Origin of the sequence: Aeromonas sp. FDAARGOS 1419 (genome assembly GCF_019047045.1) — a bacterium.
Classification (GTDB): Bacteria; Pseudomonadota; Gammaproteobacteria; order Enterobacterales; family Aeromonadaceae; genus Aeromonas; species Aeromonas veronii.
In genome coordinates, this window is record NZ_CP077209.1 from 3776072 (window position 1) to 3802293 (window position 26222).

A 26222-nucleotide genomic window follows, 5' to 3' on the forward strand; every position below is an offset into this window, starting at 1 on the left:
ATCTTGGATCGGATAACCCGTCACGCGCCGATTTAAGGAAGAATCGCCATGCGCTCCAATCTGATGTTGCTGATGGCTGCCACCATCTGGGGTATGGGCTTTGTCGCCCAGCGCCTCGGGATGGATCACATGGGGCCCTATACCTTCAATGGCCTGCGCTTTCTGCTCGGCGCCCTCTCCCTGCTGCCGCTGCTCTGGTGGCTCAAATCCCGACAACCTGTTGCCGTCGCGGGCGACCATCGCCAACTGCTGATCGGTGGTGTGCTGGCCGGGCTGGTGCTGTTCTGTGCCGCATCCCTGCAGCAGGTGGGGCTGCTTTATACCACTGCCGCCAAGGCCGGTTTCATCACCGGGCTCTACATCATTCTGGTGCCGGTACTGGGGCTGCTGCTGCGCCACAAGAGTGGCCTCAATACCTGGATCGGCGCCATCATCGCGCTGGCCGGTCTCTATGTGTTGAGCGTCACCGACGAGTTCACCATCGGCTTTGGCGATCTGTTGCAGGTAGTTGGTGCCCTGTTCTGGGCTGTGCATCTATTGCTGGTGGATCACTACTCCAATCGGGTGGCCCCCATCAAGCTCGCCGGCGTGCAGTTCGTAGTCTGCGGCTTGCTCAGTCTCGCCACCGCTTTTGTTATCGAAACTCCGACTGTTAGCGGCGCTGTGGCCGGTTGGCAGGCGCTGCTCTATGCCGGGCTGGTGTCGGTCGGGGTCGGTTATACCCTGCAGGTGGTGGGGCAGCGGGGCGCTCATCCGGCCCACGCCGCCATCATCCTCAGTCTGGAGACCGTCTTTGCCGCCGTGGGTGGCGTGTTGCTGTTGGGGGAGACGCTGGATGAGCGCGCCATTGCCGGTTGTGCCCTGATGCTGGCGGGGATGCTCATCTCCCAGATCCGGCTGCGCTGGTGGTGGAAGTCGCGCCGGGACAAGGTGCCAGCGACCAAGTAAACCGCAGCCCGCTGCATAACAAAAACGCCCCGACAGTCGGGGCGTTTTGCATGATGGCGACTCGGGTCAGGGGCGCTGATCCAGCTCACGCTCCAGCTCTACCGCCTTCTGACGGGCCGGATGGGTATTGAGGCGTTCCCAATAGGCTTGCAGACGCGGGAAGTGGGCCAGCTGGCCGCTTTGCGCCAGCAGATCCACCAGGAAGGAGTTCATGATGTCGGCGCCGGAGAGGCGATCCCCCACCAGATAGTGGCGATTCGCCAGTACCTCATTGAGGTAGCCCAGCACCTTGGCACACTCCGCCTTGGCGTAGTCCGGCAGGAAGCGCATCGGGCTGCCATCCTTGCGCACGAACATGTCTAGCAGCAGCGGCAGAATGCCGGAGCTCTCGGCAAAGTGGAGCCACTGCAGATATTCGGGATACTCCGGGCTATCTGGTGCCGGTGCCAGCCGATCCGGGGCATGGCGGGCAATCAGGTACTCGGTGATGGCGCCCGATTCTGCCAGCACCCGGCCGTCGAACTCGATGACCGGCGACTTGCCGAGAGGGTGGATGGCTTTTAGCTCGGGCGGTGCCAGAAAGGTGGTGGCATCGCGCTGATACGCCTTGATCTCATAGGGCAGGCCCAGCTCTTCGAGCAGCCAGATGATGCGCTGGGAGCGGGATTTGTTCAGGTGGTGCAGGACTATCATAACGACCTCGATTCGGTGGCAGGAAAGTGTGTACGAACGGGCGAGGGGGGCGGTTCACCGGCAGTAAAAAAAGAGCGGGCTGATGCCCGCTCGCTCCACGCCCGACTTAGGCCTCCAGCGCCTGATCCAGATCCGCCAGAATGTCCTCGATCGCCTCGATCCCCACCGACAGCCGGATCATCTCGGGTTTCACCCCAGCCTTGGCCTGCTCCTCCTCGCTCAACTGGCGATGGGTGGTGGAGGCCGGGTGGCAGGCCAGCGATTTGGCATCGCCGATGTTGACCAGCCGCTTGAAGATCTTCAGCGCATCGTAGAAGCGCACGCCCGCTTCATAACCATCCTTCAGACCGAACGAGAGGATGGCCGAGGGGCGACCGGCCATGTACTTCTCTGCCAGCAGATAGTGGGGATGACCCGGCAGACCGGCGTAGCTGACCCAGGCCACCTTGGGGTGATGCTTGAGGTGATTGGCGACCCGCAGGGCGTTATCCACGTGGCGCTCCATGCGCAGGCTGAGAGTTTCCAGCCCTTGCAGCAGCAGAAAGGCGTTCATCGGCGCCAGCGCCGCGCCGGTATTGCGCAGCGGCACGGTACGCACCCGCCCGATAAAGGCGGCCGGGCCAAAGGCCTCGGTGTAGACCACCCCGTGGTATGAGGGCTCGGGTTTGGTGAGCTGTGGGAAGCGCTCGGCGTGATCCGCCCAGGGGAACTTGCCCGAGTCGACCACCACACCACCCAGCGAGTTGCCGTGGCCGCCGACATATTTGGTCAGGCTGTGCACCACGATGTCGGCGCCGTGTTCGATGGGCTTGCAGAGCACCGGGGTGGCGACCGTGTTGTCGACGATGAGCGGCACGCCACGGGCGTGGGCTGCCTTGGCCAGCGCGGCCAGATCGACGATGTTGCCCGCCGGGTTGCCGATGCTCTCGCAGTAGACCGCCTTGGTCTTGTCGTCGATAAGGGCGGCGATGGCTTCGGCGCTGTCATCCTTGGCAAAGCGCACCTCGACCCCGAAACTCGGCAGCATGTGGGCGAACAAGGTGTAGGTGCCGCCATAGAGCTGGGGAGTGGAGACAATGTTGTCACCGGCGGCGGTCAGCGCCTGAATGGCGTAGGTGATGGCGGCGGAACCTGCCGAGACCACCAGCGCGGCGATCCCCCCTTCCAGCGCGGCCATCCGCTGCTCCAGCACATCGTTGGTGGGGTTCATGATGCGGGTGTAGATATTGCCCGGCACCGCCAGATTGAACAGATCCGCCCCGTGCTGGGCGCTCTCGAACTCGTAGGCCACCGTCTGGTAGATGGGCACGGCGACCGCTTTGGTGGTGGGGTCGTTGGAAAAGCCGTGGTGCAGGGCCAGGGTCGCATCTTTCATCACACACTCCTTGTTGGATGTTGCTTGTAGCAGTTATAGATGGATAGACGTCCAATCTATCAGGCCCGTGGCCGATGTAAACAGCAAGATCCGGCAAAGCAGTGTCGCCCGCAGGGGATGCGCGTCCCGAGTGGCAGGCAGGCCTGCCGTACTCAGAGGCGGCGGCGATACTCCTTGTCATCGATCTGGTTCATATCCCACTGCATCAGGCGGTTGAGCTGCTGCATGGGATCCTCGATGAGCGGCAATGGGCGTGGCAGGATCCGCTTGAAGTAACGGCGCAGGGTCTGCTGGATCCGGTTCGGTTTGAGGGGATTGGCGTGGCTCATGATGGTGCTCCTCTGCTGTGGTTCTCACGTTCATCAGCAGTATTGAGCTAAAATGCGGAAGTAAAAACTGATGACTTACAGCAACGGGATTTCCTCTTTTATGCCGACCGGTCGCCTCTACCAGCAATTTCAACGACTCGCCCAGCTGCTTGGCAGCGACGAGCGGGAGATCAGCCTCGCCGAGGTGGCGGATCTGCTCTGCTGCACCCCGCGCAACGCTCGCCTGCTGCTGCGGCGGATGCAGGATCAGGGCTGGCTCAGCTGGTCGGCGGAAGCGGGGCGAGGGCGGCGCTCCCGGCTCACCCTGCTCGATAGTCAGGAGAGCTTGACCCGGCGCCGCTTGCGGGATCTGCTCAGTCAGGGTCAGCTGGCGCAGGCGGTGCGGCTGGCCGAAGATCGCCTCGATCTGCTCACTCCGCTGCTGATCGAACAGCTCGGTCAGGCCACCCGCGAGGGGCGTCAGATCCTGCGGGTGCCATACTATCGCCCGTTGCCGCAGTTGCTGCCCACCGGCCCGATGCGCCGCTCCGAAATTCACCTGAGCCGCCAGATCTTCAACGGCCTTACCCGGCGAAATGAGGAAAATGGGGAAATCGAAGGGGATCTCGCCCACCACTGGGAGTGTCTGGGCCCCTGCCACTGGCGCTTCTACCTGCGCCCGGCGGTGCGTTTTCACCACGGTCGCGAGCTGGTGGTGGAAGATGTGATGGAGAGTCTGCTGGCCCTGCGGGATCGCCCGCTGTTCGCCCATCTGGACCGGCTGGAGAGCCCTTGGCCACGCACGCTGGATCTCTATCTCGACAGCCCGGATCCCTGGCTGCCCCACCTGCTGGCGGAGCCGGTGGCGACCATTTTGCCGCGAGAGCTCAAGGGGGAGGCAGGCTTTGCCCTGCAACCGGTGGGCACCGGCCCCTACCGGGTCGCCGCCAACGATCCCCTGCATCTTTGCCTTGCGGCGTTTGACGACTACTTCGGCCTGCGCGCCCTGCTCGACGAGATCGATATCTGGATGCTGCCGGAGCTGGCGGAGCGGCTGGAGACCCACCTGCAGCTTGGGCGCGACAGCCCTGAGCTCGGCACCATGCGCGGCGAATCGGAACTGGAGTCGGGCTGCTACTTTCTGCTGCAGGACGATCGTTCCGGATCCTTGCAGGATCCTGCCCTGCGCCAGTGGCTGGGCCAACTGCTCAATCCGGTGGCTCTGATGGGGCGGGTTGCCCCCGAGCTGCAACGGGGCTGGACCAGTGCACTCGGCCTGCTGCCCCACTGGCGCGAAGCACTGCCCGCGCCCTTGCCCACACCGGCGCAGTTGCCGACGACCTTGGTGCTTGCCTGCTTCAACCAGCATCTGGAGTTCAACGAGTGCGCCAACGCCATGAGCAGCCTGCTGGCCGAACAGGGGATCCGGCTGGAGGTGCGCACCCTCGATTACGGTCGCTGGGTGAGTGGCGAGGATGAAGACGTGGATCTCTGGCTCGGCACCCTCAACCTCGAACATGCCGGCCCCTTTGCCCCCTACGCTTGGTTGCAGGGCACCCCGTTGCTGCGCAAGGTGTGGAGCAGTCAGCATGAGTTGTGGCAAGGGTTGATGCAGTGGCGGGCCAGTGGTGAGGAGCCCGGCCCCCGCGCCCTGCTGGCAACTGTGCAGCAGCAGAGCTGGTTTGTGCCGCTGTTTCACCACTGGCTGGAGCTGGAGAGCCGGGTCGGCGTGCACGGGGTGCGGATGACAGCGCTCGGCTGGTTCGATTTTCGCAGCGCCTGGCTGCGGCCCGAGCCGCCCCATCAGCCCGCAGAGGCGCCATAGTTCGTCCAATTTCTGTCGCGGCTGACGGGCGTTCCGTGGCCGCTTGCGTGAAAGATCCGTAAATCGGCCGCTGCTGCACAGTTTGTGTCATGCCTCTGTGCCATGCTGTTTCAGGTTATGGACAGCAGAGCAAATGAGGAAAACGATGAGCAATAATTCAGACAGTTCCGCAGGAAAATGCCCGGTCATGCACGGGGGAACTACCTCCGTCGAGACGTCCAGAATGGAGTGGTGGCCGAAGAGCCTCAACCTCGACATTCTTCACCAACACGATACCAAGACCAATCCGCTGGGGGCCGGTTTCAACTATCGGGAAGCCTTGAAGGGGCTCGATATGGCGGCCCTCAAGCAGGATGTGACCGCCCTGATGACCGACAGTCAGGAGTGGTGGCCCGCCGACTGGGGCCACTACGGCGGCCTGATGATCCGCATGGCCTGGCACTCGGCCGGGACTTACCGCATCGCCGATGGTCGCGGCGGTGGCGGCAGTGGCAACCAGCGTTTCGCCCCCCTCAACTCCTGGCCGGATAACGCCAACCTCGACAAGGCCCGTCGCCTGCTGTGGCCCATCAAGAAGAAGTACGGCAACAAGATCAGCTGGGCCGACCTGATCATTCTGGCGGGCACTGTGGCCTATGAGTCCATGGGGCTCAAGACCTTCGGCTTCGCCTTTGGCCGCGAGGATATCTGGCATCCGGAGAAGGATATCTACTGGGGATCGGAGAAGGAATGGCTGGCGCCCAGCGGCAAGCCGGGTAGTCGTTACTCCGGCGAACGGGATCTGGAAAACCCGCTGGCGGCGGTGATGATGGGGCTTATCTACGTCAACCCGGAAGGGGTTGATGGCAAGCCCGATCCCCTGAAAACCGCGCAGGATATGCGGGTCACCTTCGCCCGCATGGCGATGGATGATGAAGAGACGGTGGCGCTGACCGCCGGTGGCCACACTGTCGGCAAGGCTCACGGCAACGGCGATGCCAAACAGCTCGGGCCCGAGCCGGAAGGGGCCAGCCTCGAGGAGCAGGGGCTCGGCTGGATCAATCACCATAGCCGCGGCATCGGCCGCAACACTGTGACCAGCGGCATCGAGGGGGCCTGGACCACCCACCCGACCCAATGGGACAACGGCTACTTCGAGCTGCTGTTCAAGTACGACTGGTGGTTGCAAAAATCACCGGCGGGGGCCCATCAGTGGGAACCGATCAATATCGCCGAAGAGGATATGCCGGTGGATGTGGAGGATCCGTCGATCCGCTGCAAACCCATGATGACGGATGCCGATATGGCGCTCAAATTCGACCCCGAGTATCGCAAGATTGCCGAGCGCTTCCGCGATGATCCGGCGGCCTTCTCCGACGCCTTCGCCCGCGCCTGGTTCAAGCTGACCCACAGGGATATGGGGCCGAAGAGCCGCTATGTCGGCCCCTATGTGCCGACAGAAGATCTGATCTGGCAGGATCCGGTGCCTGCCGGACGTGCCGATTATGACGTGGCGGCGGTGAAGGCCAGGATTGCCGCCAGTGGCCTCTCCATCAGCGAGCGGGTCACTACCGCCTGGGATAGTGCCCGTACCTTCCGAGGCTCCGATAAGCGGGGCGGAGCCAACGGTGCCCGCATCCGGCTGGCGCCGCAGAAGGATTGGCCGGGCAACGAACCGGCGAAGTTGGCGAAGGTGCTGGCGGTCTATGACAAGCTGGCGACCGAGTGTGGCGTCAGCGTCGCGGATCTCATCGTGCTGGGGGGCAACCTCGCCATCGAGCAGGCTGCCCAGGCCGCCGGGGTGACGGTGAGCGTGCCGTTTGCGCCGGGCCGGGGGGACGCCACTCAGACCCAGACCGATGTGGCTTCGTTCGAGGTGCTGGAACCGCTGGCCGACGGCTTCCGCAACTGGCTCAAGCAGGACTATGTGGTGACGGCGGAGGAGCTGCTGCTGGATCGCGCCCAGCTGATGGGACTCACCGCCTGCGAGATGACAGCGCTGGTCGGCGGGATGCGGGTGCTCGGCACCAACCACGGCGGTACCGGGCACGGGGTCTTTACCGACCGGGTCGGGGTGCTCAGCAACGACTTCTTCGTCAACCTGACCGACATGGACTACCAGTGGCTGCCGAAAGCGAGCAATCTCTACGAGATCCGCGATCGCCGCAGCAGCGCGCTGAAGTGGACGGCCACCCGGGTGGATCTGGTGTTCGGCTCCAACTCGGTGCTGCGCGCTTATGCCGAGGTCTATGCCCAGGATGATAACAAGGAGAAGTTTGTCTGTGACTTCATCACCGCCTGGAACAAGGTGATGAATGCGGATCGCTTCGATCTGCTCGGCTAGTCCCCAAGCCGTTTGGTTATCTGCACCAGCCCCGCACACCCAAGATGTGCGGGGCTTTTTACTGCCCGCTTTTCTGTGCAGCCCTACAATTCGCCGCGCTGCGACACCCGCTGGCCGGTCGCGCAGGGCCGCTGGCATCCCTGTGCTTAGGCCAGCAGTATCATGTAACATGCTGATCCGCTGGTGATGCCCGGCGGCCACCCATTGGCCACTGATGTCCCATGAACGGACAAGGACAGAAACAAAGAGACAAGGAGTCAACCCATGCTGGAAATGCAGATCCAACCCCGCTTTCAGGAAACGGATGCCCTCGGCCATATCAACAATACGGTGCCGGCGGTCTGGTTCGAATCGGCGCGGGATCCCCTGTTCCGGATCTTCTCCCCCGATCTGGATGTGCATAACTGGCATCTGATCATCGCGGGCTATACGGTGCAGTTCAAACGGGAGCTGTTCTACGGCCAGCCGGTCACCATCAAGACTGGCGTGCGCCGCATCGGCACCAGTTCTTTCACTGTCTGGCAGGAGGCCTGGCAGGGCGGCGAACTGGCCGTCACCGCCGAAACGACCCTGATCCATTTTGACTACCAGGTCCGCCAATCCCTGCCCCTGAGCGATGCTCACCGGGAAGGACTGCGGGCCTGGCTGACAGAGAGTTAACCACGGGCCGGATGGCCCATCACAGGAGTGTTATGTACAACTCAATGCGCAACACAGCGATCGCGCTGACCCTGGGATTCTGCTCCCTTCCTTCTCTGGCCGCTTCTCTCGCCGAGCAGTTTACCCTGATGGAGAAGGGGGCCGAGAGTGCCCTCGATACCCGTCAATTCAGCCATGACGGCGTCGATATCAAGGCCTGGATCGATGGCGCCCCGGTCATCATCGCCGTGCCCATCATGAACGAGCTGGGCAAGCTGGAAGGGGAGAGCCGCTACTACTTCAAGGGCGGCAAGCTGTTCGGGGTCAAAGAGCCCGCCGCCCAGTTCGCCTTTGACGACAGCGGCAAGCTGACCCAGTGGCTGGACGAGAAGGGTCAGCCCGCCGAGTTCGTCAGCAAGATGAGCATGCAGCAGCGTCAGGAGTGGCTCACCAAGCGGGCCGCCGAGCTGAGCAAGCTGTTTGTGGTGAGCGCGGCCGAACAGAAGGCGGCCAAGGGGGGCGTCAAGCTGAAGGGGGCGGATCTCGCTCACTGGCTCTGCAACGGCAAACTGATGGATCTCGCCCATGGCGACAAGGTGATCTTCGAGCAGGATAAGCTGAAGATTGGCGAGCAGGGGATCGAAGGGGAGGTCTCCCTGCGTCAGGAGAAGGGGTGGCAGGAGCTGAGCCTCAAGTGCGAGGTGCAGGGCACCCAAGTGACCCGCCTCACCTGGCAGCCGCTGCCGGGTGCCAACAAGCCGCAATAAGCGCAGTAGCAAGGGGGCCCATCGCGGGCCCCCTTCTCATTCGGCTTGTGGCTCCCCCAGTTTGAGCCGGGTGAGCGCCTCGACCCGGCGCCACTGTCCGGGTTCGAACCAGCGGGCCAGCAGCTCCTGCTGCTGTTCGGCCCGGGCCTCGTTCGGCAGTTGCCTGAGCTCGGCCAGAAAGCCGCTGAGCTGCTCCTCGAACCCTTGCCGGTTCTGCTCCAGCTGGCGCATCCGATCCACCGCTTCCGGCCCCCCCGTCTCCAGCAGCAGAGCCTCCCGTTTGGCCGGGTCCATCTGTGCCAGCTCTTGCAACTCCTCAAGCAGGCGGCTGTTGGCCTCCGCCTCGCGAAACCAGCCCGGTTGCTCTGCCAGCCAGAGATCCAGCTCGCTGGCCAGCTGCGACTTGTCGCTGTCTCTTGCCTCCGCCAGCGCCCTGCGGCGCAGGGTCAGCTGCTCCATCAGTCGATCCTCGGTAAACAGCTGGGTCTGCTCCGCCGGGGTAAAGCTCTGCTGGCGCAGCTGCTCCCGCTCGTCAAACAGGATCTGCAGGCTGGCGAGGGAGATCTCGGTGGGCACCGTCAGGCTGCTCTGGGCGGAGACAAAGGTGCGATAGCGCGCCTGCAGGGCATCGGCGGTCTCCTGCTCGGGATCGTGCGGGTGGCTCTGTGCATGCTGGCTGGCTTGAGCGGGGGATGAGTCTGCCGTCGGTGCAGTGGGCCAGAGCAACACCCCGCCAAGTAGCAGGGTGATGGCGCAGGGCACGACGAGCAGGGTGGCTATCTTCATAGTCCCAGCTCCTTGAGACGGTTGGCATGCTGGCGATAGAGGGTGACCGGATCGGTCTCGAACAGATGGTGGATACCGAAGGACTGGTTCACTTCGTCCAGATGGTTCATCCGGTAGTCGGTGCCGATCACCTTGCCGAGGTGGCTGCTGCAGACCCCGACCAGCCCGTCATTGGGCTCCTTGAAGAAGGCGCCGGTCAGCGCCAGTGCCGGATCCACCGGATCCAGCAGATTGGTCAGGTTGCCGCGCCCGCTCCAGGAGAAGTAGTAGACGCCGTTGCTGGCCTGCATCGGCCCCTCGCCGCAATAGCGGCTGGGCAGCCCCTCCGGGTAGCGCTGGTTGAACTGGCTGGCCCCCTTGCTGGTGAGGGCATCGAGGGCGGCGACCGGATCTTGCGGCAGCTGGCTTCCCCCCGAGAGCAGTGAAATCATGCCGGAGAGGGCGTGGGCCGCGGCGGCAGCCAGCTTCTCGGCGGCGCTGCCGGGGGCGGCATTGGCCCGCACCAGATCGGCGATCTCTGAGCCGTAGTTGACCCCGCCGACGCTGGTGGCGGAGGCGACCAGCTCGGGGGCGACCGAGGCGACATAGCGGATGGTGGGGCCGCCGTGGGAGTGGCCGATCAGGTTGACCTTCTCGGCGCCGGTGGCCGCCAGCAGCAGCTCAACTTGGGCGAGCAGTTGCTCCCCCCGTTGCTCCGAACTGGCGGTGGCCGATACCTGAGCCACGTAGACTTTGGCACCATCCCGGCTCAGGGCCTGGGGAATGCCGTAGAAGTAATCGACCCCGAGCAGCTTGTCGAAGCCGAACAGGCCGTGCACCAGCACTATGGGGTAGCGGGTCTGGGTGTATCCGCTGGCGTGTGCCAGCATGGGCAGGGTGCAGAGCAGCACCAGAAGCCATCTCTTCATCATCAGCATCCTTGTTGAATCGTGAGGAACAGATTGTGTGGCGTACTCCATGTTCGCCGGTGCCAGTATGGTGGCTGCTGACGGGAGAGGCTGTGAGGGGGATCGCAACTCGGGATTCAAAAGGGATTCAGGGTGCGGGCGGGGAAGCGGTGCTCCCCGCCCTGCGGCTTATTGCCACTCCACCAGGTGATACTGCTTCTTGCCCCGGCGCAGCAGCAGGTAGCGACCAAACAGCCGATCAGTGGCGCTCAGCTGATCATCTTGCTTGAGCACACCATTGAGGCTGATGGCGCCCGCCGCCAGCAGCTCACGGGCGATACGCCTGGAGTTCGCCAGACCGCAGCTGACCAGCAGGCTGACCAGATCCGTCTCGCCGCTGACGGTGCTACACGGCATGCCATCCTGCGCCAGCTGGGCCAGATCGCTCTCGCCGAGGCGGGCCACATCGCCGCTAAACAGCAGCTCGCTGATGCGCTGCACCGCAGCCAGCGCCGCCTTGCCGTGTACCAGCTCGGTCAGCTCGTTCGCCAGCACCTGCTGGGCCTGCTTGCGCCCCTGCCGCTTCGCGTCTTCCGCCTCCAGTGCATCAATCTCGCTCAGCGACATAAAGCTGTAGTAGCGCAGGAAGCGGTAGACATCCTCATCCGCGGTGCCGAGCCAGAACTGGTAGAAGGCGTAAGGGGAGGTGAGCGCCGGATCGAGCCAGACCGCGCCACCCTCGGTCTTGCCGAACTTGGTGCCGTCTGCCTTGGTGATGAGGGGCAGGGTCATGCCGTGTACCTGCGCTTGATGGAGGCGACGGGTCAGATCCATGCCGCTGGTGATATTGCCCCACTGGTCGTTGCCGCCAATCTGCAGGGTGCAGCCGAGCCGCTGGTGCAGCACCGCAAAGTCGTAGGATTGCAGCAGAGCGTAGGAGAACTCGGTGAACGAGATACCCTGATCCGGGCGAGCCAGCCGCTGACGCACCGATTCCCGCGCCAGCATGGCGTTGACCGAGAAGTGCTTGCCGATATCCCGCAGAAAATCGAGGGCGGACATCTGCCCCATCCAGTGGCCATTGTTGACCAGTTGCGGGGCCGACAGGCCCTCATCGGCGGGCAGCAGCGCCCTGATTTGGGCAGACAGGCTGGCGACCCAACCCTGCACGGTATCGGCACTGTTGAGGCTGCGCTCGGTCGCCTTGAAGCTGGGATCGCCGATAAGACCGGTCGCCCCGCCCACCAGTGCCACCGGGGTGTGGCCCGCCAGCTGGAAGCGGCGCAGCATCAAGAGCGGCACCAGATGACCTATATGCAGGCTGCCAGCGGTGGGATCGAACCCGCAATAGACGGTGCGCGGGGTGGCAAGATGATCGGCCAAGGCCGCCGGGTCGGAATTCTGGGCCACAAGGCCGCGCTGGCTCAGCTCATCGAGCAGGTGGGGGTTGATCATGGGTTCTCCAACAGCAGGGGGAAAAGCCGTCATCCTCGCCGTTCTGGCCGGTGGCGGATATGTCCCCTGAGGGACAGTTTTGCCACTCTCGTGCTAGCATTCAGCCATAGCGGGGAATCGCTCCCCGCCAACGGAAACGTGTCACCATGACCCAGCCATTCACCACAGATGCCTTGACCCGCAGTATGACCGAGGTGGTCGATGCCCTGCACAGCAGCGCCTTTCCGGCGGCGCTGGTGCGGCTGATCCAGCAACAGGTGGCGTTTGATTGCGCCCTGCTGCTCGGGGTGGGGCAGCGCCCCGTCTACCTCTACGACAACCTCAATCATCAGCGGGCTCTGCTCTTTGATCGCTACCTCACCAGCCACTTCAGTCAGGATCCCTTTATGCAGGCGCTGGAGCAGGGCTTGCCTGCCGGCGTCTGGACCCTGGCGCAGGTCTCCCAAGGGCGGCTCGATCCCGAATATCGCTACCACTTCTATCAGGCCACCGGCTGGCAGGAGGAGGTGGGGCTGATCCTGCCGGTGCGGGACGGGCTGACGCTGATGCTGTTTCTCGGGCGGCTCGACAAGCGCAGTACTCTCAGCCGTGACGAGCTGGCGAGGCTGGAGCAGCTGTTCCCGCTGGTGCATTCGCTCTGTCGTCAGCAGTGGCGGCAGAGCCAGCCGCTGCTGGCCCAGAGCACGGCGCTGCCAGATAGCGCCAGCCTCAAGAGCGCGGTGGAGCTGGCGATGGCGAGTGTCGGGGGGGATCTGCTCACCCGGCGCGAGCGGCAGGTGGCGGAGTTGCTGCTGCAGGGACTGGATACGGAGGCGATTGCCGCAGCGCTCGGGATTGGCAGCGGCACGGTGAAGAATCACCGCAAGCATCTCTATGGCAAGTTGCGGCTCGGCTCGCGGGCCGAGCTGTTCAATCTCTTTCTGAACCACCTCATTACGGCGCCGGTGGAGGCATCGCAGGCGTCATCGGCGGGAGATAGAGAGAGCCCGCCATAGGGTGGGCCGGGGTTACTCGAGGCGCGGGATGGTGGGAGTGGTTTCGGGCAGGATACTGAGCAACTGGTAGCGCTTCATCAGCTGCTTGTATTCATCCCCCTGTCTGACCTTGTCCAGCGCCTGTTGCAGGCGGGCAACCTGTTGCTTGTCTGCCCTCAGGTTGAAGGCGAAGCAGTTGTCCTGCTCTTCAATGATCGCGACGGTGACAAAATCCTCGCTGGGGAAACCCAGCTCTTTGGCCTGATGGCGCAGCATCACCTCGTTGCCCGCCACCAGATCGGTGCGTGCCATGATGAGCTGGCGCACCACCTGATCCATGCGCTCCACCGACATCATATTGCCCGGGCTGATCCCGCGGTTGAGCAGCAACTGCTCCCCGACATCCGCCTGCATCACGCCGATCTGAAGCTTGGCGAGATCCGCTTTGCTGGCCACTTTGGGGGCATCCTGCTTGCGGCCGACCAGCGCGACCCTGGAGTGGCTGATGGGGCAGACCCAGAGGAAGTGGGGATCCCGCTCCTTGGTGTGCGCTGTGGTAAAGAGCACGGCCTCTTGCTGTTGGGTCAGCAGATACCAGCCGCGGGCCCAGGGCAGAAAGTGGATGGGTTGCTCCGGCTCCCCCATTTCGCGCCACATCAGGCGCAGCAACTCGACCGCCAACCCCACAGGCTGACCATTTTTATCCTGGCCATTGAGTGGCATGTTCTGCTCCGAATAGTAGATAAGTGCCGGAGCAGGGAGCGCGATAAACAGGGCGAGAGAAGCGAGAGCAGGGAGCAGACGACGCATGATGCACTCCTTGTGCGGGTAGTTACCTAACAGTCTATGTGGCCTTTTCCATAACGTCATGATCCGGTAGCGGGATAAAAAACAGGCCACCTTGCGGTGGCCTGTCGGTTTATTTCAGCAGGGCTTCCATCTCCGCCTCTGCCTTGGCGCGCGCCCTGGCCTCCGCCGCTCTGGCGGCATCGGCGACGCTCTCTCCGGCCGTATGGGATGCGGCACTGACGGCCTGCTGGGCTGGTTCTGCAACGGCCTTGGTCGCTTCTTGTGTCACGGTAGCTGTGGCACTGCTGACTGCCTGTTTGGCAGGAGCTGTAACAGCCTTGGTGGCTTCCTGTGTCACGGTAGCTGTGGCACTGCTGACAGCCTGTTTGGCAGGCGCGGCAACAGCCTTGGTGGCTTCTTGCGTTGCGGTTGCAGCGGCGCTGCTGACTGTCTGTTTGGCCGGAGCGGCAACGGCCTTGGTAGCTTCTTGCGTTGCGGTCGCAGCAGCGCTGCTGACGGCTTGCTTGGCAGGAGCGGCAACGGCCTTGGTGGTTTCTTGGGTTACGGTCGCAGCGGCGCTGCTGACAGCCTGTTTGGCCGGTGTGACAACGGCTTTGGTGGCCTCTTGCGTCACGGTGGCGGTGGAGCTGCTCACCGCCTGTTTGGCGGGTGCAGTGACTGCGGTGGTTGCTGTGCGGGTAAGTGCGGTCGCGCTTTGGCTCACCGTTTGGGTGGCCTGCCCTGTGGCGTTGGCGGCTGTGCCGCTGATGGCCTGACTTGCGCTGTTGGTCAGCGAGCCGGCGACGCCGCGGGTCACTGTGCTCAGCGCGCTGCCAAGGGAGAAGGGGGAGGCGTCACTCTGACTGGTCGCTGCGCCGGTCAGGGCATTGGCCGCCGGGGTGAGCTGGCTGCTGGGGGTCTGCCAGCCCTGCATGGCGGTTGGCCAGGTCGGTGCCGTGCCTGCCAGATTTTCGCCGAAGGTCAGGGTGGTGCCATCCCCTTTTTGCAGCAATACCGACATCTGGTTGGTTTGCGAGTTCCACACCATCCCCGCCTGCTTGGCAATATCCGGCACGGGCGCATACTCGGAGACCACATAGAAAAGCGGCCCCTCCTGCTGTAACTTGTCGGCAGTCTTGAGCAACTGCATGGTGCTGTCGTAGTTGGGGCCAAGGATGGCGGTCATCCGATCCTTGATCAGGGGTTGTTCGAACAGATTGACCTCGTTCGGGTCAAAGCCGACCAGCGGCTTGAGCAGGGCCCACATCAGCTGGCTGGTGGGGCTCATCATCAGCAATGGGGCAACGCAGGCGGACAACATCAGGCTCAGGCAGGCCGCCTGAAGCAACGGCATGATACGCATTGGGATAATATCCAAATAACGACTTGATAAATAAGGTTATATTTTGTCAGGACGTGACAAATTCACCGGAAGTTTGCGCGTGGCAGCGAGAGACTGCCCGCAGGCGCTGGCAGGCTACCATATTGGTTCCACAATGCCAGCAGGCAGTATGATTGTCAGTCAAGTAAACCCCGGGGCTGGTCGACTCTTCGAGAGTGCCTCCCATCGAAACAGGATCCCTCTCATGAAAAATGTACTGCTCTGCCTGCTGGCCTCCCTCTGGCTCGCCCCCGCTCTGGCCGCGTCCAAAACCACTGTGGTGGGCGAGTCTGCCAGTCCCGAGCTGGTGTTGCCGCTGGGCTCATTGCCCGAGCGGGTCTGCTGGTTTGCGGATCAGAAATATTCCGAAGGGGCCCGCATTCTGCAGGGAGATATCTGGCTGGAGTGCGGCCCGCTGAACGACCTCGAGAGCAATGGCCCACTGGCCTGGCGCTCTCCTGCGGTGGTGTTGCCTGCCACCCGGGGGGCAAAAGATCAGAAGACGATTTCCGTGGGTCAGTGAGGCTTTTCTTGATCCAGCTAAAGACATGGACGTGATCCCTGTCGCATAATGCAGCTCCTTTCTTCTCTTGGCTGGAACCTAAGAAATGGCTCGTCGCTCTTCCAATGCACAACGTCGTCGCAGTAGCTGGTGGTACAAACGCTTGTTGGCAAGGGAGCGGGAAGAGCGCGAAGCGCGTTCCGTCCGGGATTGATACAGCCGTGAAAACAGAGCCTTGGGCTCTGTTTTTTTATTTATCAAATACCGTCATGACGAGAACGGGGGCCATCAGGCCCCCATTTTGTTTTTGCAGATGTTGCCTGCTTGCGGCTTAGCGCTGCAAGGCGGCCAGTGCCAGTTCGACCCGTTTGGCATACTCGGGGTCGGCCTGCTCGAAGTGTTTGAGCTGGGCCGCGACGATGGCGTCATCCTCCACATTGATAAGGGATCGGGCCAGGTTGGCGGCGAGCCGTGAACGCTGCCCCTCGTCCATGATGCGGAACAGGTTGCCCGGCTGGCTGTAGTAGTCGCTGTCGTAGTCGCGAAAATCGTAGTGCAGGGCAGCCCCTTCCAGACTCAGCGCCGGCTCGTGCTGCTCGCTCGGCTGCTGGGTGCCGAAGCGGTTCGGCTGGTAGTTGGGACTGGCGCCGCCGTTGCTGTCGGCCCGCATGGCACCGTCACGATGGGCACCGTGATGGAACGGGCAGCGCGGGGCGTTGACCGGCAGCAGACCGTGGTTGACGCCAAGGCGATAGCGCTGGGTGTCACCGTAGGAGAAGAGTCGCCCTTGCAACATGCGATCCGGCGAGAAGCCGATACCGGGGACCACGTTGGCCGGGGTAAAGGCGGCCTGCTCCACATGGGCGAAGTAGTTGTCCGGGTTCTGGTTGAGTTCCAGCACGCCCACCGGGATCAGCGGGTAGTCGCTGTGCGGCCACACCTTGGTCAGGTCGAACGGGTGGATGTTGTAAGTCTGGGCTTCGGCCTCCGGCATCACCTGCACATAGACCTTCCAGCGCGGGAAGTCGCCCCGCTCGATGGCATTGAACAGATCCGCCTGACTGGTCTCCCGATCCTGCCCGACGGCGGTGGCGGCCTCTTCATCGGTGTAGAAGCTGTGGCCCTGCTCGGTCTTGAAGTGGAACTTGACCCAGAAGCGCTCGTTGGCATCGTTGATAAAGCTGAAGGTGTGGCTGCCGTAGCCGTTCATCTCCCGCAGGCTCTTGGGGATGCCGCGATCGCTGAACAGTATGGTGACCTGATGCAGGGATTCCGGATGGCGTGACCAGAAGTCCCAGGCGGCGGTGGCGCTGCGCAGGTTGGTGCGCGGATCCCGCTTCTGGGTGTGGATGAAGTCAGGGAATTTCAGCGGGTCGCGGATGAAAAAGACCGGGGTGTTGTTACCCACCAGATCCCAGTTGCCCTGCTCGGTATAGAACTTGAGAGCGAAGCCGCGCACGTCGCGTTCGGCATCGGCGGCGCCTTTCTCACCGGCCACGGTGGAGAAGCGCAGGAAGATCGGGGTCTGCTTACCGATGGCGCTGAACAGATCGGCCTTGCTGAACGCTCTGATGTCGTGGGTCACGGTAAAGGTGCCGTAGGCGCCCGAGCCCTTAGCGTGAACCACCCGCTCGGGAATGCGCTCGCGGTCGAAGTGGGCGAGTTTCTCCATCAACCAGATATCTTGCATCAGGATGGGGCCGCGCGGACCGGCGGTGAGGCTGTTGTTGTTGTCGACGACGGGGGCGCCGTTGGCGCTGTGCAGGGTCTTGTCAGTCATGGCTTCTCTCCTTGTTGATATGGGGTCAGCCTACGGATCTGCGTCGTGCTCGGCCAATGGGCCTTTCCTCGCCCTTTGATAGGCAAGACAAATGGGTGCAGGTGGGGGATGTGTAACCGCGCTGGATATTGCATGATGGAGGTTTCGAGAAGGAGCCTCATATGCAGATTACTATCCGTCATGCCGAACCCGCCGATGCCCCCGCCTTGCGGGATCTTTACGCCATGCCCAATGCCCAGGCGGGCACTTTGCACCTGCCTATGCCACCCCTTAGCCAGTGGCAGAAGCGGTTGGAGAGCAGTGATGTGGTCGCCTTGGTGGCGGAGGTAGAGGGGCTGCTGGTGGGCCAGATCTCCTTGCACGTAGAACCCAATCCCAGACGCAAGCATGTGGCCGGGATCGGCATGGGGGTGCGGGATGACTGGGCTGGCAAGGGGGTTGGCTCTGCCCTGATGGCCGCGGCGCTGGATCTGGCCGATAACTGGCTCAACCTGCACCGGATTGAGCTGACCGTCTATACCGACAATGAGGCCGCACAGGCGCTTTATCGCAAGTTCGGTTTTACCGAGGAGGGGCGAGCCCGTGACTATGCCTTCCGCCAGGGGCGTTATGTGGATGCGCTCTATATGGCCAGAGTCGCGGGGGGCGCCAGTCGCTAACGGTATGGTCGATTATCAGGCCAGATTGCGCCCGGTGATCCGGGCGCTGGAGCAGAATCCCGATCTCTCCATTGAAACGCTGGCAAGCAGTGCCTGCTTGTCTTTCTACCATTTTCACCGGGTGTTTACGGCTGTGGCGGGGGAGACGCCCGGGGAGATGTGTCGTCGTCTGCGCATCCAGCGGGCTGCTTGGCAGCTCTGCTATACCGATGCCAGTGTCACGGCCATTGCGTTGGGGGCGGGGCTCGCCAGCTCCCAGGCGTTTGCCAAGGTATTTCGCCGTTACTATGGTTGCTCGCCGGGAGAGTTTCGCCGCGACAAGAGCAAGAATGGACACTTGATGAGCAAGGATGGACACGCACTTGTGCAGCCGAATCCTTATGCTGAGGGTCACTCATCAGCAAGGAGCAATACCATGAAAACCATCGAGATGGACGCCCGCACCCTGGCCTATATGCGTGTCACCGGCCCCTATGGCGAGGGGTATGACCCCGTCTGCAGCCAGTTGCATCAGTGGGCCAGCGCCCGCGGTCTGGAAGGTGGGGAGTGGATCTTCATCTATCACGATAACCCCGAGGTGACCCCGCCAGCCCAGTGTCGCACAGACATCGGGGTGACGGTACCTGCGGGGACGGTGGGGATGGGAGCGGTCGAGATCCAGCTTATTCCCGCCGGTCGTTACGCGCAGTCCCGTTATCTTATTACCGACCGCAGTCAGTATGGCCCGCGTTGGCAGGAACATATCGGCGACATCGTTGCTGCCGGGCTGGAGTTTGGCAATGGTCCCTGCTTCGAGCTCTATCACAGCATGAGCGATGATCCGGTGCAGGACGATGTCAGCTTTTGCTCCAGTCTGAAGGGGTAGGGCACAACAAGACGTAAGGGATGGTACAGAACGTCGCGCAGAAATTAGAGAGCCGGACAGTGTCCGGCTCTTTTGCATCTGGCGGATAGGGCGGCGGTTAGCGCTGGAACCCCTTCTGGGCGAACTTGGGACGGGCGTTCATGATCTGTTCCACCTGCTCGTCGCTCATCTTGCCGCGCGACAGCCCCAGCACCTTGTAGGTGAGCAGCGGTCGGGCGGGCAGGGCGATCATCAGGGCGCGGATCTGGTTCTCGTCATCCTTCTCCCGGGTCGGCTTGCCGTAGGCGTAGGTGAGGACGCCGGCATCCATCAGGTTTTTGACGGCGGGCTCGGTGATCGGCAAGTTTATGACGCTTTTACGCTGCAGCACGAACTCGCGCAGCACCGCCTTCTCGTTGAAGTCGAGGAAGCCGATCATCTGGGCCAGCTGGTCCTGCTGACGGCGCGCCTGCCACTCTTCGCATGCCCACTCCCAGGCGATCAGGAAGCCCTGACTGCAGAAGTAGGAGATGGCGATCAGCATGCCGACCCCCAGCCAGGCCGCATGATCCGCAGCCCACTGGCTGACGGCCCCTTTCATCAGCCCGGCCGGAAACAGCAGAATGATGCTGCAGCAGAGCAACAACCAGACCATCAGCCAATTGAGGCGGTTCAGTTGATAGAAATGTTGGATCCACCGTTTCATTGTTCATCCTTCCCAAACTGTTGTGGATAGTGAACTACCTACAGCAATCGGTGTGCCAACAGCGCAATGACGGCGGGGAGGGGAGGCTGGCGAGGTTACATTCCCTTACAACTTATTGAATGAGTTGTCATTAATTTGCCTTGTGAGGCGGCGGTCGAGTTGGTAAAACGTCCCCTCAGTCATTGGGGAGTAGCAACCCGCCCGCATTCCGGGCCGGGCCCATGTCAACACTCTTGGATCCTCGCATCCATGGCATGGGCGGCGATAGGCACTATCGCTCTGCAAGACCTTTGGCCTCGATATGCACGCCAGCCGGGCGAGCCATGTCGGGTCCATCGGTTACTCTGCTCGCCTGGCGGTATCTATTATGTTGATTACCCTGCTGTTATTTCTCGTCTCTGCGGTCACCATCTACCTTGCCTGCGAATACTTCGTCAACGGCATCGAGTGGACCGGCCACCACTTCAAACTCTCCCAAAGCGCCACCGGCTCCCTGCTGGCAGCACTGGGTACGGCGCTGCCCGAGTGCATTGTGACCCTGACCGCCCTGCTGATGGGCAACACAACCGCCCAGCAGGAGATCGGCATTGGTGCCGCCCTTGGCGGGCCGCTGGTGCTGGCGACCATCGGCTATGCGGCGGTTGGCCTCACCCTGCTGCTTTGCATGGGGCGTACCGAACGGGCCATCGATGGCGAGGTGCAGCGCGAGATTGGCCGGGATCAGCGCTGGTTTATCGGCATATTTCTGGTGGCAACCGCGCTGGGACTGGTCGCCTTCACCGGCAAGAGCTGGCTAGCCCCGCTCTTCCTGCTGGTCTACCTCGTCTATGTAAGGCGCGAGCTGAAACAGGCTGACAGCCACGAAGTCGAATTGCCGGAGCCCCTCAAGCTGGCCCCAGATGCCGGGATCCCGCCCCTTGGCAAGGTGCTGTTGCAGACGCTGGCTGCGTTAGTGGTAGTGGCGCTGGCGGCACAGCTGTTTGTCCATCAGCTGGAGAGCATGGGCGAACTGTTTGGCCTCTCGCCGGTGCTGGCAGCCCTGCTGTTGAGTCCGGTGGCGACCGAGATGCCGGAGCTGATGAACGTGCTGATCTGGGTGCGACAGGGCAAGAATCGGCTGGCGCTGGCTAATATCTCCGGAGCCATGATGATCCAGGGCACTATCCCCAAGGCCTTCTGTCTGCTCTTTACCCCCTGGTTGCTGGATGGCGCCATGATGGCCTCCTCGCTGGTGACGCTGCTGGCGGTGGGGTTGCTCTGGTGGGGGTTCAGAAAGGGGGCCATGACCGCCGGGCGGTTGGCGCAGGTCGGTCTGCTCTATCTCGGTTTCTGCGGCTGGCTGCTGGTGAGCTGAAACGGGAAGCGCGGATATGAAAAAGCCCCCTTGGCAGGGGGCTTTGTTGTATCGGTTGGGGCGGTGCTTACAGCGCGGCGATTTCAGCCTGCTGGGCTTCCAGCTTGGTCAGCTGGAGACGGTAATCTTCCAGCTTCTCGCGCTCTTTGGCGATGACAGCTTCCGGCGCCTTAGCGACGAAGGCTTCGTTGCCAAGCTTGCCTTCGATACGGCCGCACTCGCCCACCAGACGGGCAACCTCTTTGGCCAGACGGGCCAGTTCCGCATCCTTGTCGATGAGACCAGCCATCGGGATCATCAGCTCGGTAGCGCCGATCAGCTTCTTCACTGACAGCGGTGCGGTTTCACCGTCCGCCAGTACGCGGATGGACTCCAGACGGGCCAGCGACTTGAGGAAGGCCTCGTTGTCAGCGGCGCGCTTGGCATCCTTGGCATCGCACTGGAGCAGCACGTTGAGGGGCACGCTCGGCGCCACGTTCATCTCGGCGCGGATGTTGCGGATGCTGACGATGAACTCCTTCACCCACTCCTGATCCGCCATCGCGGCTTCGTCCACCTTGGCGGCGTCGAACTCCGGGAAGGCCTGAATCATGATGGTGTCGGCGTGTACGCCAGCCAGCGGCGCGACCGATTTCCAGATGGTCTCGGTGATGAACGGGATGATCGGGTGTGCCAGACGCAGCAGGGTTTCGAGCACGGTCACCAGGGTGTGGCGGGCAGCGCGCTGCTCGGCCTCGGAACCCTTGGTCAGCACCGGCTTGGTCAGCTCCAGATACCAGTCACAGAACTGGTTCCAGATAAATTCGTACAGCACGCCAGCCGCGATATCGAAGCGGTAGGTATCGAGGGCGGTACGGAAGTCACGGATGGCTACTTGCAGCTGGGACTGGATCCAGCGATCCGCCAGACTGAACTGCATCTCGCCACCGGCAAAACCGCAGTCCTGATCTTCGGTGTTCATCAGCACATAACGGGAGGCGTTCCACAACTTGTTGCAGAAGTTGTTGTAGCCATCCAGGCGCTTCATGTCCCAGTTGATGTCACGACCGGTAGAGGCCAGCGCCGCCAGGGTGAAGCGCAGGGCGTCGGTACCGTGGGCATCGATCCCTTCCGGGAACTGCTTGGCGGTACGCTTGGCGATCTTCTCGGCCATCTGCGGCTGCATCATGTTGCCGGTGCGCTTCTCCAGCAGATCTTCCAGCGAGATGCCGTCGATCATGTCGAGCGGGTCCAGCACGTTGCCCTTGGACTTGGACATCTTCTGGCCCTCTTCGTCACGGATAAGGCCAGTGATGTAGACGGTCTTGAACGGGACTTGCGGCTGGCCGTTTTCGTCCTTGATGAAGTGCATGGTCATCATGATCATCCGGGCAATCCAGAAGAAGATGATGTCGAAGCCGCTCATCAGCACGTCGGTCGGGTGGAAGGTCTTGAGTGCCTCGGTGTTGTTCGGCCAGCCCAGAGTGGAGAAGGTCCACAGAGCGGAGCTGAACCAGGTGTCGAGCACGTCTTCGTCCTGACGCAGTACGGTTACGGCCGGGATGCTGTGTTTGGCGCGCACTTCATCTTCGCTGCGGCCAACGTAGACGTTGCCTGCGTCGTCATACCATGCAGGGATGCGGTGACCCCACCACAGTTGACGGGAGACGCACCAGTCCTGAATGTCGCGCATCCAGGAGAAGTACATGTTTTCGTACTGCTTCGGCACGAACTGGATGCGGCCATCTTCCACCGCCTCGATGGCGGTCTTGGCCATCGGTGCCACGCGCACGTACCACTGGTCGGTCAGCATCGGCTCGATGGGCACGCCACCGCGATCGCCGTAAGGCTGTTGCAGCACGTGATCCTTGATCTCGTCCAGCAGACCCAGCTCTTCGAGCTTGGCCAGAATCGCTTTACGGGCGGCGAAACGCTCCAGACCGGCGAACTCGGCTGGCAGGGCGGCATCGTAGGCGGTGCTCGGGTTGCCGTTGGTATCGACCACTTCGGCCTCGGCACGCACGTGGGCGTCCAGAGTGAAGATGTTGATCATCGGCAGGCTGTGGCGCTTGCCTACTTCGTTATCGTTGAAGTCGTGGGCCGGTGTGATCTTCACGCAACCGGTGCCCTTCTCCATGTCGGCGTGTTCGTCGGCAACGATGGGGATCAGACGGTTCACCAGCGGCAGCAGGATGTGCTGGCCGATCAGCGCCTTGTAGCGCGGGTCTTCCGGGTTCACGGCCACGGCGGTATCGCCCAGCATGGTCTCCGGACGGGTGGTGGCGACGATCAGGTAATCCTTGCCTTCAGCGGTCTTGGCGCCGTTGGCCAGCGGATAGCGCAGGTGCCACATGTGGCCCTTGATCTCGCGGTTCTCCACTTCCAGATCGGAGATGGCCGTGTTGAGTTTCGGATCCCAGTTCACCAGACGCTTGCCACGGTACATCAGGCCATCTTCGTAAAGACGGACAAACACTTCCTGCACGGCAGCGGAGAGACCCTCATCCATGGTAAAGCGCTCGCGCTCCCAATCCACGGAGTCGCCCAGACGACGCATCTGGCGGGTGATGGTACCGCCGGACTCTTCCTTCCACTGCCAAATCTTGTCGATGAAGGCATCACGGCCGTAATCGTGGCGAGTCTTGCCCTCTTCTGCGGCGATCTTGCGCTCAACCACCATCTGGGTGGCGATACCGGCGTGGTCGGTACCTGCCTGCCACAGGGTGTTCTTGCCCTGCATGCGGTTGTAGCGGATCAGGGTATCCATCAGGGTTTGCTGGAAGGCGTGACCCATGTGCAGGCTGCCGGTGACGTTCGGCGGCGGGATCATGATGCAGAAGGAGTCTTTGCTGGTGTCGCCGTGGGGCTTGAAGTAACCCTGGGCTTCCCAGTGCTGATAGAGCGCCTGTTCGATGGCGTTGTGATTAAAAGTCTTTTCCATGGTCTCGCCGTAATCTGGATGGATGGAGTCTGGTGTTGATTCTTTATGGATCAATTGGTTGCAGTCAGGGCTGCGCCGGATCCGGTGCGGCAAGGACGGGCTGATCCCTCATTTCGAGGGCATGGCCTGCCTGGCGATAGTGCTTGTAGCGCTCGCGAGCTTGCTGCTTTTGTGTTTCGTCAGTGGGGACAAAATCTACCACTTGAGCGAAGTGTCCTGCAAACAAAGGTGTCGCAGTGGCCAGATTGATGAGGCGGGCGTAGCGCCGTTTCGGTGGCTGATAGCCGATCTCCACCGGGGCCATGCCGCTTTCGCCCTGCAGCTGGTGCGGCACAAAGCGCTCCGGCGGCAATTGCCACAACAGTTCGTCCAGACGCAGGGCCTGGGCCTCATCGTTGCAGAACAGGTAGATATGGCCCGCCCCCCACGACTCGGCCGCGAGAGTGCAGGCCAGTCGCTCGACGGCGGAGGCCTGCGCGTCATCCTGTTCGCTCATCAGGTAAAAGGTCACTTGGCTCATCAGGTTGATCCCGTTTTGCGGTGACGGACTGTTGACCGCCTCATGAGGCTGACGGGGCGTTTCCCGTCCGCAGCTCACTGATTCAAGAATGAAACAAGGAAGAGGCGGGCCTCTTCCTTGTGGTTCAGGGTAACGCCAACCCCGTTGATGTACGCATCAGACAGGGTGGGAGAGTTACTCTTTCTCTTCGATATCCACGCCAGCCCGGTTCAGCAGGAACTGGGTCAGCAGGGGCACCGGACGCCCGGTGGAGCCTTTATCCTTGCCACTCTTCCAGGCGGTCCCGGCGATATCCAGGTGGGCCCAGTTGTACTTCTTGGTGAAGCGTGACAGGAAGGCGGCCGCGGTGATGGTACCGGCAGGACGACCGCCGATGTTGGCCATGTCGGCGAACGGGCTGTCGATCTGCTCTTGATACTCGTCGAACAGCGGCAGACGCCAGGCGCGATCACCCGCCTGCTCGGAGGCGTTGAGCAGCTCGTGGGCCAGCGGGTTGTGGTTGGCCAGCAGACCCGAGGTGTGGTGACCCAGCGCGATGACGCAGGCACCGGTCAGGGTCGCCACGTCGATCACGGTTTCCGGATCGAAGCGGTCCACATAGGTCAGTGCATCACACAGCACCAGACGACCTTCCGCATCTGTGTTGAGGACTTCGATGGTCTGGCCTGACATGGAGGTGAGGATGTCACCCGGGCGATAGGCGTTGCCACCCGGCATGTTCTCGCAGCCTGCCAGCACGCCGATGACGTTGATCGGCAGTTGCAGCTGGGCCAGCGCATGCATGGTACCGAGCACGGAGGCAGCGCCACCCATGTCGTACTTCATCTCGTCCATACCGTCGGCCGGCTTGATGGAGATGCCGCCGGAGTCAAAGGTCAGACCCTTGCCGACCAGCACGATGGGCTTGGCATCCGGATGACCCTTGTATTCGATGATGGCCATCATGGCTTCATTGTCGGAGCCGCGGGCCACCGCCAGATAGGAGTTCATGCCGAGCTCGGCCATCTCCTGCTCGCCCACCACCTTGGTGGTGATGTTGTCGTAGGCATCGGCCAGACGACGGGCCTGGGAGGCCAGATAGGCCGGGTTGCAGACGTTGGGCGGCATGTTCGCCACGTCGCGGCAGACCCGCACACCCTTGGCCACGGCCAGACCGTGAGCGATGGCTTTTTCACCAATGGTCAGTTCCCGACGCGTCGGCACGTTGAATACCAGCTTGCGCAGCGGGCGACGTGGCTCGGCCTTGTTGGTCTTGAACTGATCGAAGCTGTAGAGGCCCGCCTTGGTGGTTTCTACCGCCTGGCGTACCTTCCAATAGGTATCCCGACCCTTGACGTGCAGCTCGGTGAGGAAGCAGACCGCTTCCATGGAGCCGGTTTCGTTCAGGGTGGTGATGGTCTTGTTGATGATCTGCTTGTACTGGCGTTCGTCGAGTTCCCGCTCCTTGCCGCATCCGACCAGCAGTACGCGCTCGCTGAGCACGCCCGGTACTTGATGCAGCAGCAGCATCTGGCCTGGTTTCCCTTCCAGGTCGCCACGGCGCAGCAGCGAACTGATATAGCCATCGCTGATCTTGTCCAGTTGTTCGGCAACCGGAGAGAGGCGACGAGGCTCAAATACGCCGACTACGACGCAGGCGCTCCGTTGCTTCTCTGGACTGCCACTCTTTACACTGAACTCCATGGAATCTCCTACATCCTAAAGACAAAAGGCACCTTTTATTGAATAATGCGGTGCTTGTTGGGGTATCAGAGGCGGAGCGAACAGCCACAGGCTCCGCAGTTCAA

At 62.3% G+C, this 26222-nt stretch carries 23 protein-coding genes and 1 riboswitch; of the genes, 10 read left to right on the plus strand and 13 right to left on the minus strand.

The annotated features are described in order from the left end of the window. Positions 1–48: 48 nt before the first annotated feature. On the plus strand, positions 49–948 hold the full coding sequence (locus I6L49_RS17220) for a DMT family transporter (RefSeq protein WP_005336466.1): 900 nt from the start codon (positions 49–51) through the stop codon (positions 946–948). A gap of 66 nt (positions 949–1014) precedes the next feature. Here I6L49_RS17220 and I6L49_RS17225 read toward each other — a convergent pair whose 3' ends face one another. From I6L49_RS17225 to I6L49_RS17235, 3 genes are all read right to left on the minus strand, one after another. Next, on the minus strand, positions 1015–1641 hold the full coding sequence (locus I6L49_RS17225; RefSeq protein WP_216950005.1) for a glutathione S-transferase family protein: 627 nt from the start codon (positions 1639–1641) through the stop codon (positions 1015–1017). Positions 1642–1747: 106 nt separating this feature from the next. Beyond that, positions 1748–3016: an O-acetylhomoserine aminocarboxypropyltransferase/cysteine synthase family protein gene (locus tag I6L49_RS17230; protein ID WP_042053440.1), complete on the minus strand. Its 1269-nt coding sequence runs from the start codon at positions 3014–3016 to the stop codon at positions 1748–1750. A gap of 152 nt (positions 3017–3168) precedes the next feature. Beyond that, a complete protein-coding gene (locus tag I6L49_RS17235) occupies positions 3169–3345 on the minus strand; it encodes a hypothetical protein (RefSeq protein ID WP_005336463.1) in 177 nt (58 codons plus the stop codon). Between the two features lie 100 nt (positions 3346–3445). On the opposite strand from I6L49_RS17235, the gene sgrR reads away from it, so the two are divergent. The 4 genes from sgrR to I6L49_RS17255 all read left to right on the plus strand — a co-directional run bounded on the left by sgrR (position 3446) and on the right by I6L49_RS17255 (position 8878). Then, positions 3446–5149, plus strand: coding sequence for an HTH-type transcriptional regulator SgrR (gene sgrR, locus I6L49_RS17240; protein WP_058057095.1), 1704 nt, complete (start codon positions 3446–3448; stop codon positions 5147–5149). Between the two features lie 145 nt (positions 5150–5294). Then, positions 5295–7472, plus strand: coding sequence for a catalase/peroxidase HPI (katG, locus tag I6L49_RS17245; RefSeq protein WP_216950006.1), 2178 nt, complete (start codon positions 5295–5297; stop codon positions 7470–7472). Between the two features lie 264 nt (positions 7473–7736). Then, positions 7737–8132, plus strand: a complete 396-nt coding sequence (locus I6L49_RS17250) for a thioesterase family protein (protein WP_216950007.1) — start codon at positions 7737–7739, stop codon at positions 8130–8132. A 44-nt stretch (positions 8133–8176) separates the two neighbouring features. Further along, entirely contained in the window at positions 8177–8878 is a 702-nt protein-coding gene (locus tag I6L49_RS17255) for a hypothetical protein (protein WP_042081272.1), read from the plus strand. Positions 8879–8914: 36 nt separating this feature from the next. Here the strand turns inward: I6L49_RS17255 and I6L49_RS17260 are convergent, their stop codons facing one another. The 3 genes from I6L49_RS17260 to tyrS form a co-directional block, all read right to left on the minus strand. Next, a complete protein-coding gene (locus tag I6L49_RS17260) occupies positions 8915–9664 on the minus strand; it encodes a lipase secretion chaperone (protein WP_216950008.1) in 750 nt (249 codons plus the stop codon). Then, entirely contained in the window at positions 9661–10572 is a 912-nt protein-coding gene (locus tag I6L49_RS17265) for a triacylglycerol lipase (protein ID WP_031227935.1), read from the minus strand. The genes I6L49_RS17260 and I6L49_RS17265 overlap by 4 nt, the downstream gene beginning before the upstream one ends. Before the next feature lie 168 nt (positions 10573–10740). Then, complete coding sequence (tyrS, locus tag I6L49_RS17270) at positions 10741–12006, minus strand: tyrosine--tRNA ligase (protein ID WP_216950009.1); 1266 nt, start codon at positions 12004–12006, stop codon at positions 10741–10743. A gap of 146 nt (positions 12007–12152) precedes the next feature. On the opposite strand from tyrS, the gene I6L49_RS17275 reads away from it, so the two are divergent. Beyond that, the gene (locus I6L49_RS17275; protein WP_216950010.1) at positions 12153–13001 is read left to right on the plus strand and encodes a helix-turn-helix transcriptional regulator; all 849 of its coding nucleotides are present in this window, start codon (positions 12153–12155) and stop codon (positions 12999–13001) included. Positions 13002–13013: 12 nt separating this feature from the next. Here I6L49_RS17275 and I6L49_RS17280 read toward each other — a convergent pair whose 3' ends face one another. Together I6L49_RS17280 and I6L49_RS17285 are read right to left on the minus strand one after the other, a co-directional pair. Beyond that, positions 13014–13790, minus strand: coding sequence for an ABC transporter substrate-binding protein (locus tag I6L49_RS17280; protein WP_216950011.1), 777 nt, complete (start codon positions 13788–13790; stop codon positions 13014–13016). A 109-nt stretch (positions 13791–13899) separates the two neighbouring features. After that, on the minus strand, positions 13900–15132 hold the full coding sequence (locus I6L49_RS17285; RefSeq protein ID WP_216950012.1) for a hypothetical protein: 1233 nt from the start codon (positions 15130–15132) through the stop codon (positions 13900–13902). A 223-nt stretch (positions 15133–15355) separates the two neighbouring features. Between I6L49_RS17285 and I6L49_RS17290 the strand changes: the two genes are divergently transcribed. Continuing rightward, positions 15356–15673 (plus strand): DUF1496 domain-containing protein, encoded by a 318-nt coding sequence (locus I6L49_RS17290; RefSeq protein WP_052448452.1) that lies wholly within the window; start codon positions 15356–15358, stop codon positions 15671–15673. Between the two features lie 310 nt (positions 15674–15983). On the opposite strand, the gene I6L49_RS17295 is transcribed toward I6L49_RS17290, so the two are convergent. Then, complete coding sequence (locus I6L49_RS17295) at positions 15984–17432, minus strand: catalase (RefSeq protein ID WP_216950013.1); 1449 nt, start codon at positions 17430–17432, stop codon at positions 15984–15986. Between the two features lie 161 nt (positions 17433–17593). Here I6L49_RS17295 and I6L49_RS17300 point away from each other — a divergent pair, with 161 nt between their 5' ends. Next, positions 17594–18091, plus strand: a complete 498-nt coding sequence (locus I6L49_RS17300) for a GNAT family N-acetyltransferase (protein WP_216950014.1) — start codon at positions 17594–17596, stop codon at positions 18089–18091. A gap of 4 nt (positions 18092–18095) precedes the next feature. Beyond that, a complete protein-coding gene (locus I6L49_RS17305) occupies positions 18096–18956 on the plus strand; it encodes a GyrI-like domain-containing protein (protein WP_204382786.1) in 861 nt (286 codons plus the stop codon). Between the two features lie 97 nt (positions 18957–19053). On the opposite strand, the gene I6L49_RS17310 is transcribed toward I6L49_RS17305, so the two are convergent. Further along, complete coding sequence (locus tag I6L49_RS17310) at positions 19054–19641, minus strand: superinfection exclusion B family protein (protein ID WP_005336432.1); 588 nt, start codon at positions 19639–19641, stop codon at positions 19054–19056. Between the two features lie 172 nt (positions 19642–19813). Beyond that, positions 19814–19920, plus strand: a riboswitch (yybP-ykoY riboswitch). Between the two features lie 88 nt (positions 19921–20008). Between I6L49_RS17310 and I6L49_RS17315 the strand changes: the two genes are divergently transcribed. After that, a complete protein-coding gene (locus tag I6L49_RS17315; protein ID WP_216950015.1) occupies positions 20009–20995 on the plus strand; it encodes a sodium:calcium antiporter in 987 nt (328 codons plus the stop codon). Between the two features lie 67 nt (positions 20996–21062). Here the strand turns inward: I6L49_RS17315 and I6L49_RS17320 are convergent, their stop codons facing one another. The 3 genes from I6L49_RS17320 to pepA form a co-directional block, all read right to left on the minus strand. Further along, the gene (locus I6L49_RS17320) at positions 21063–23915 is read right to left on the minus strand and encodes a valine--tRNA ligase (RefSeq protein ID WP_216950016.1); all 2853 of its coding nucleotides are present in this window, start codon (positions 23913–23915) and stop codon (positions 21063–21065) included. A 64-nt stretch (positions 23916–23979) separates the two neighbouring features. Beyond that, positions 23980–24435, minus strand: a complete 456-nt coding sequence (locus I6L49_RS17325; protein WP_150995509.1) for a DNA polymerase III subunit chi — start codon at positions 24433–24435, stop codon at positions 23980–23982. A 174-nt stretch (positions 24436–24609) separates the two neighbouring features. Continuing rightward, on the minus strand, positions 24610–26118 hold the full coding sequence (gene pepA / locus I6L49_RS17330; RefSeq protein ID WP_005336423.1) for a leucyl aminopeptidase: 1509 nt from the start codon (positions 26116–26118) through the stop codon (positions 24610–24612). Positions 26119–26222 lie beyond the last annotated feature (104 nt).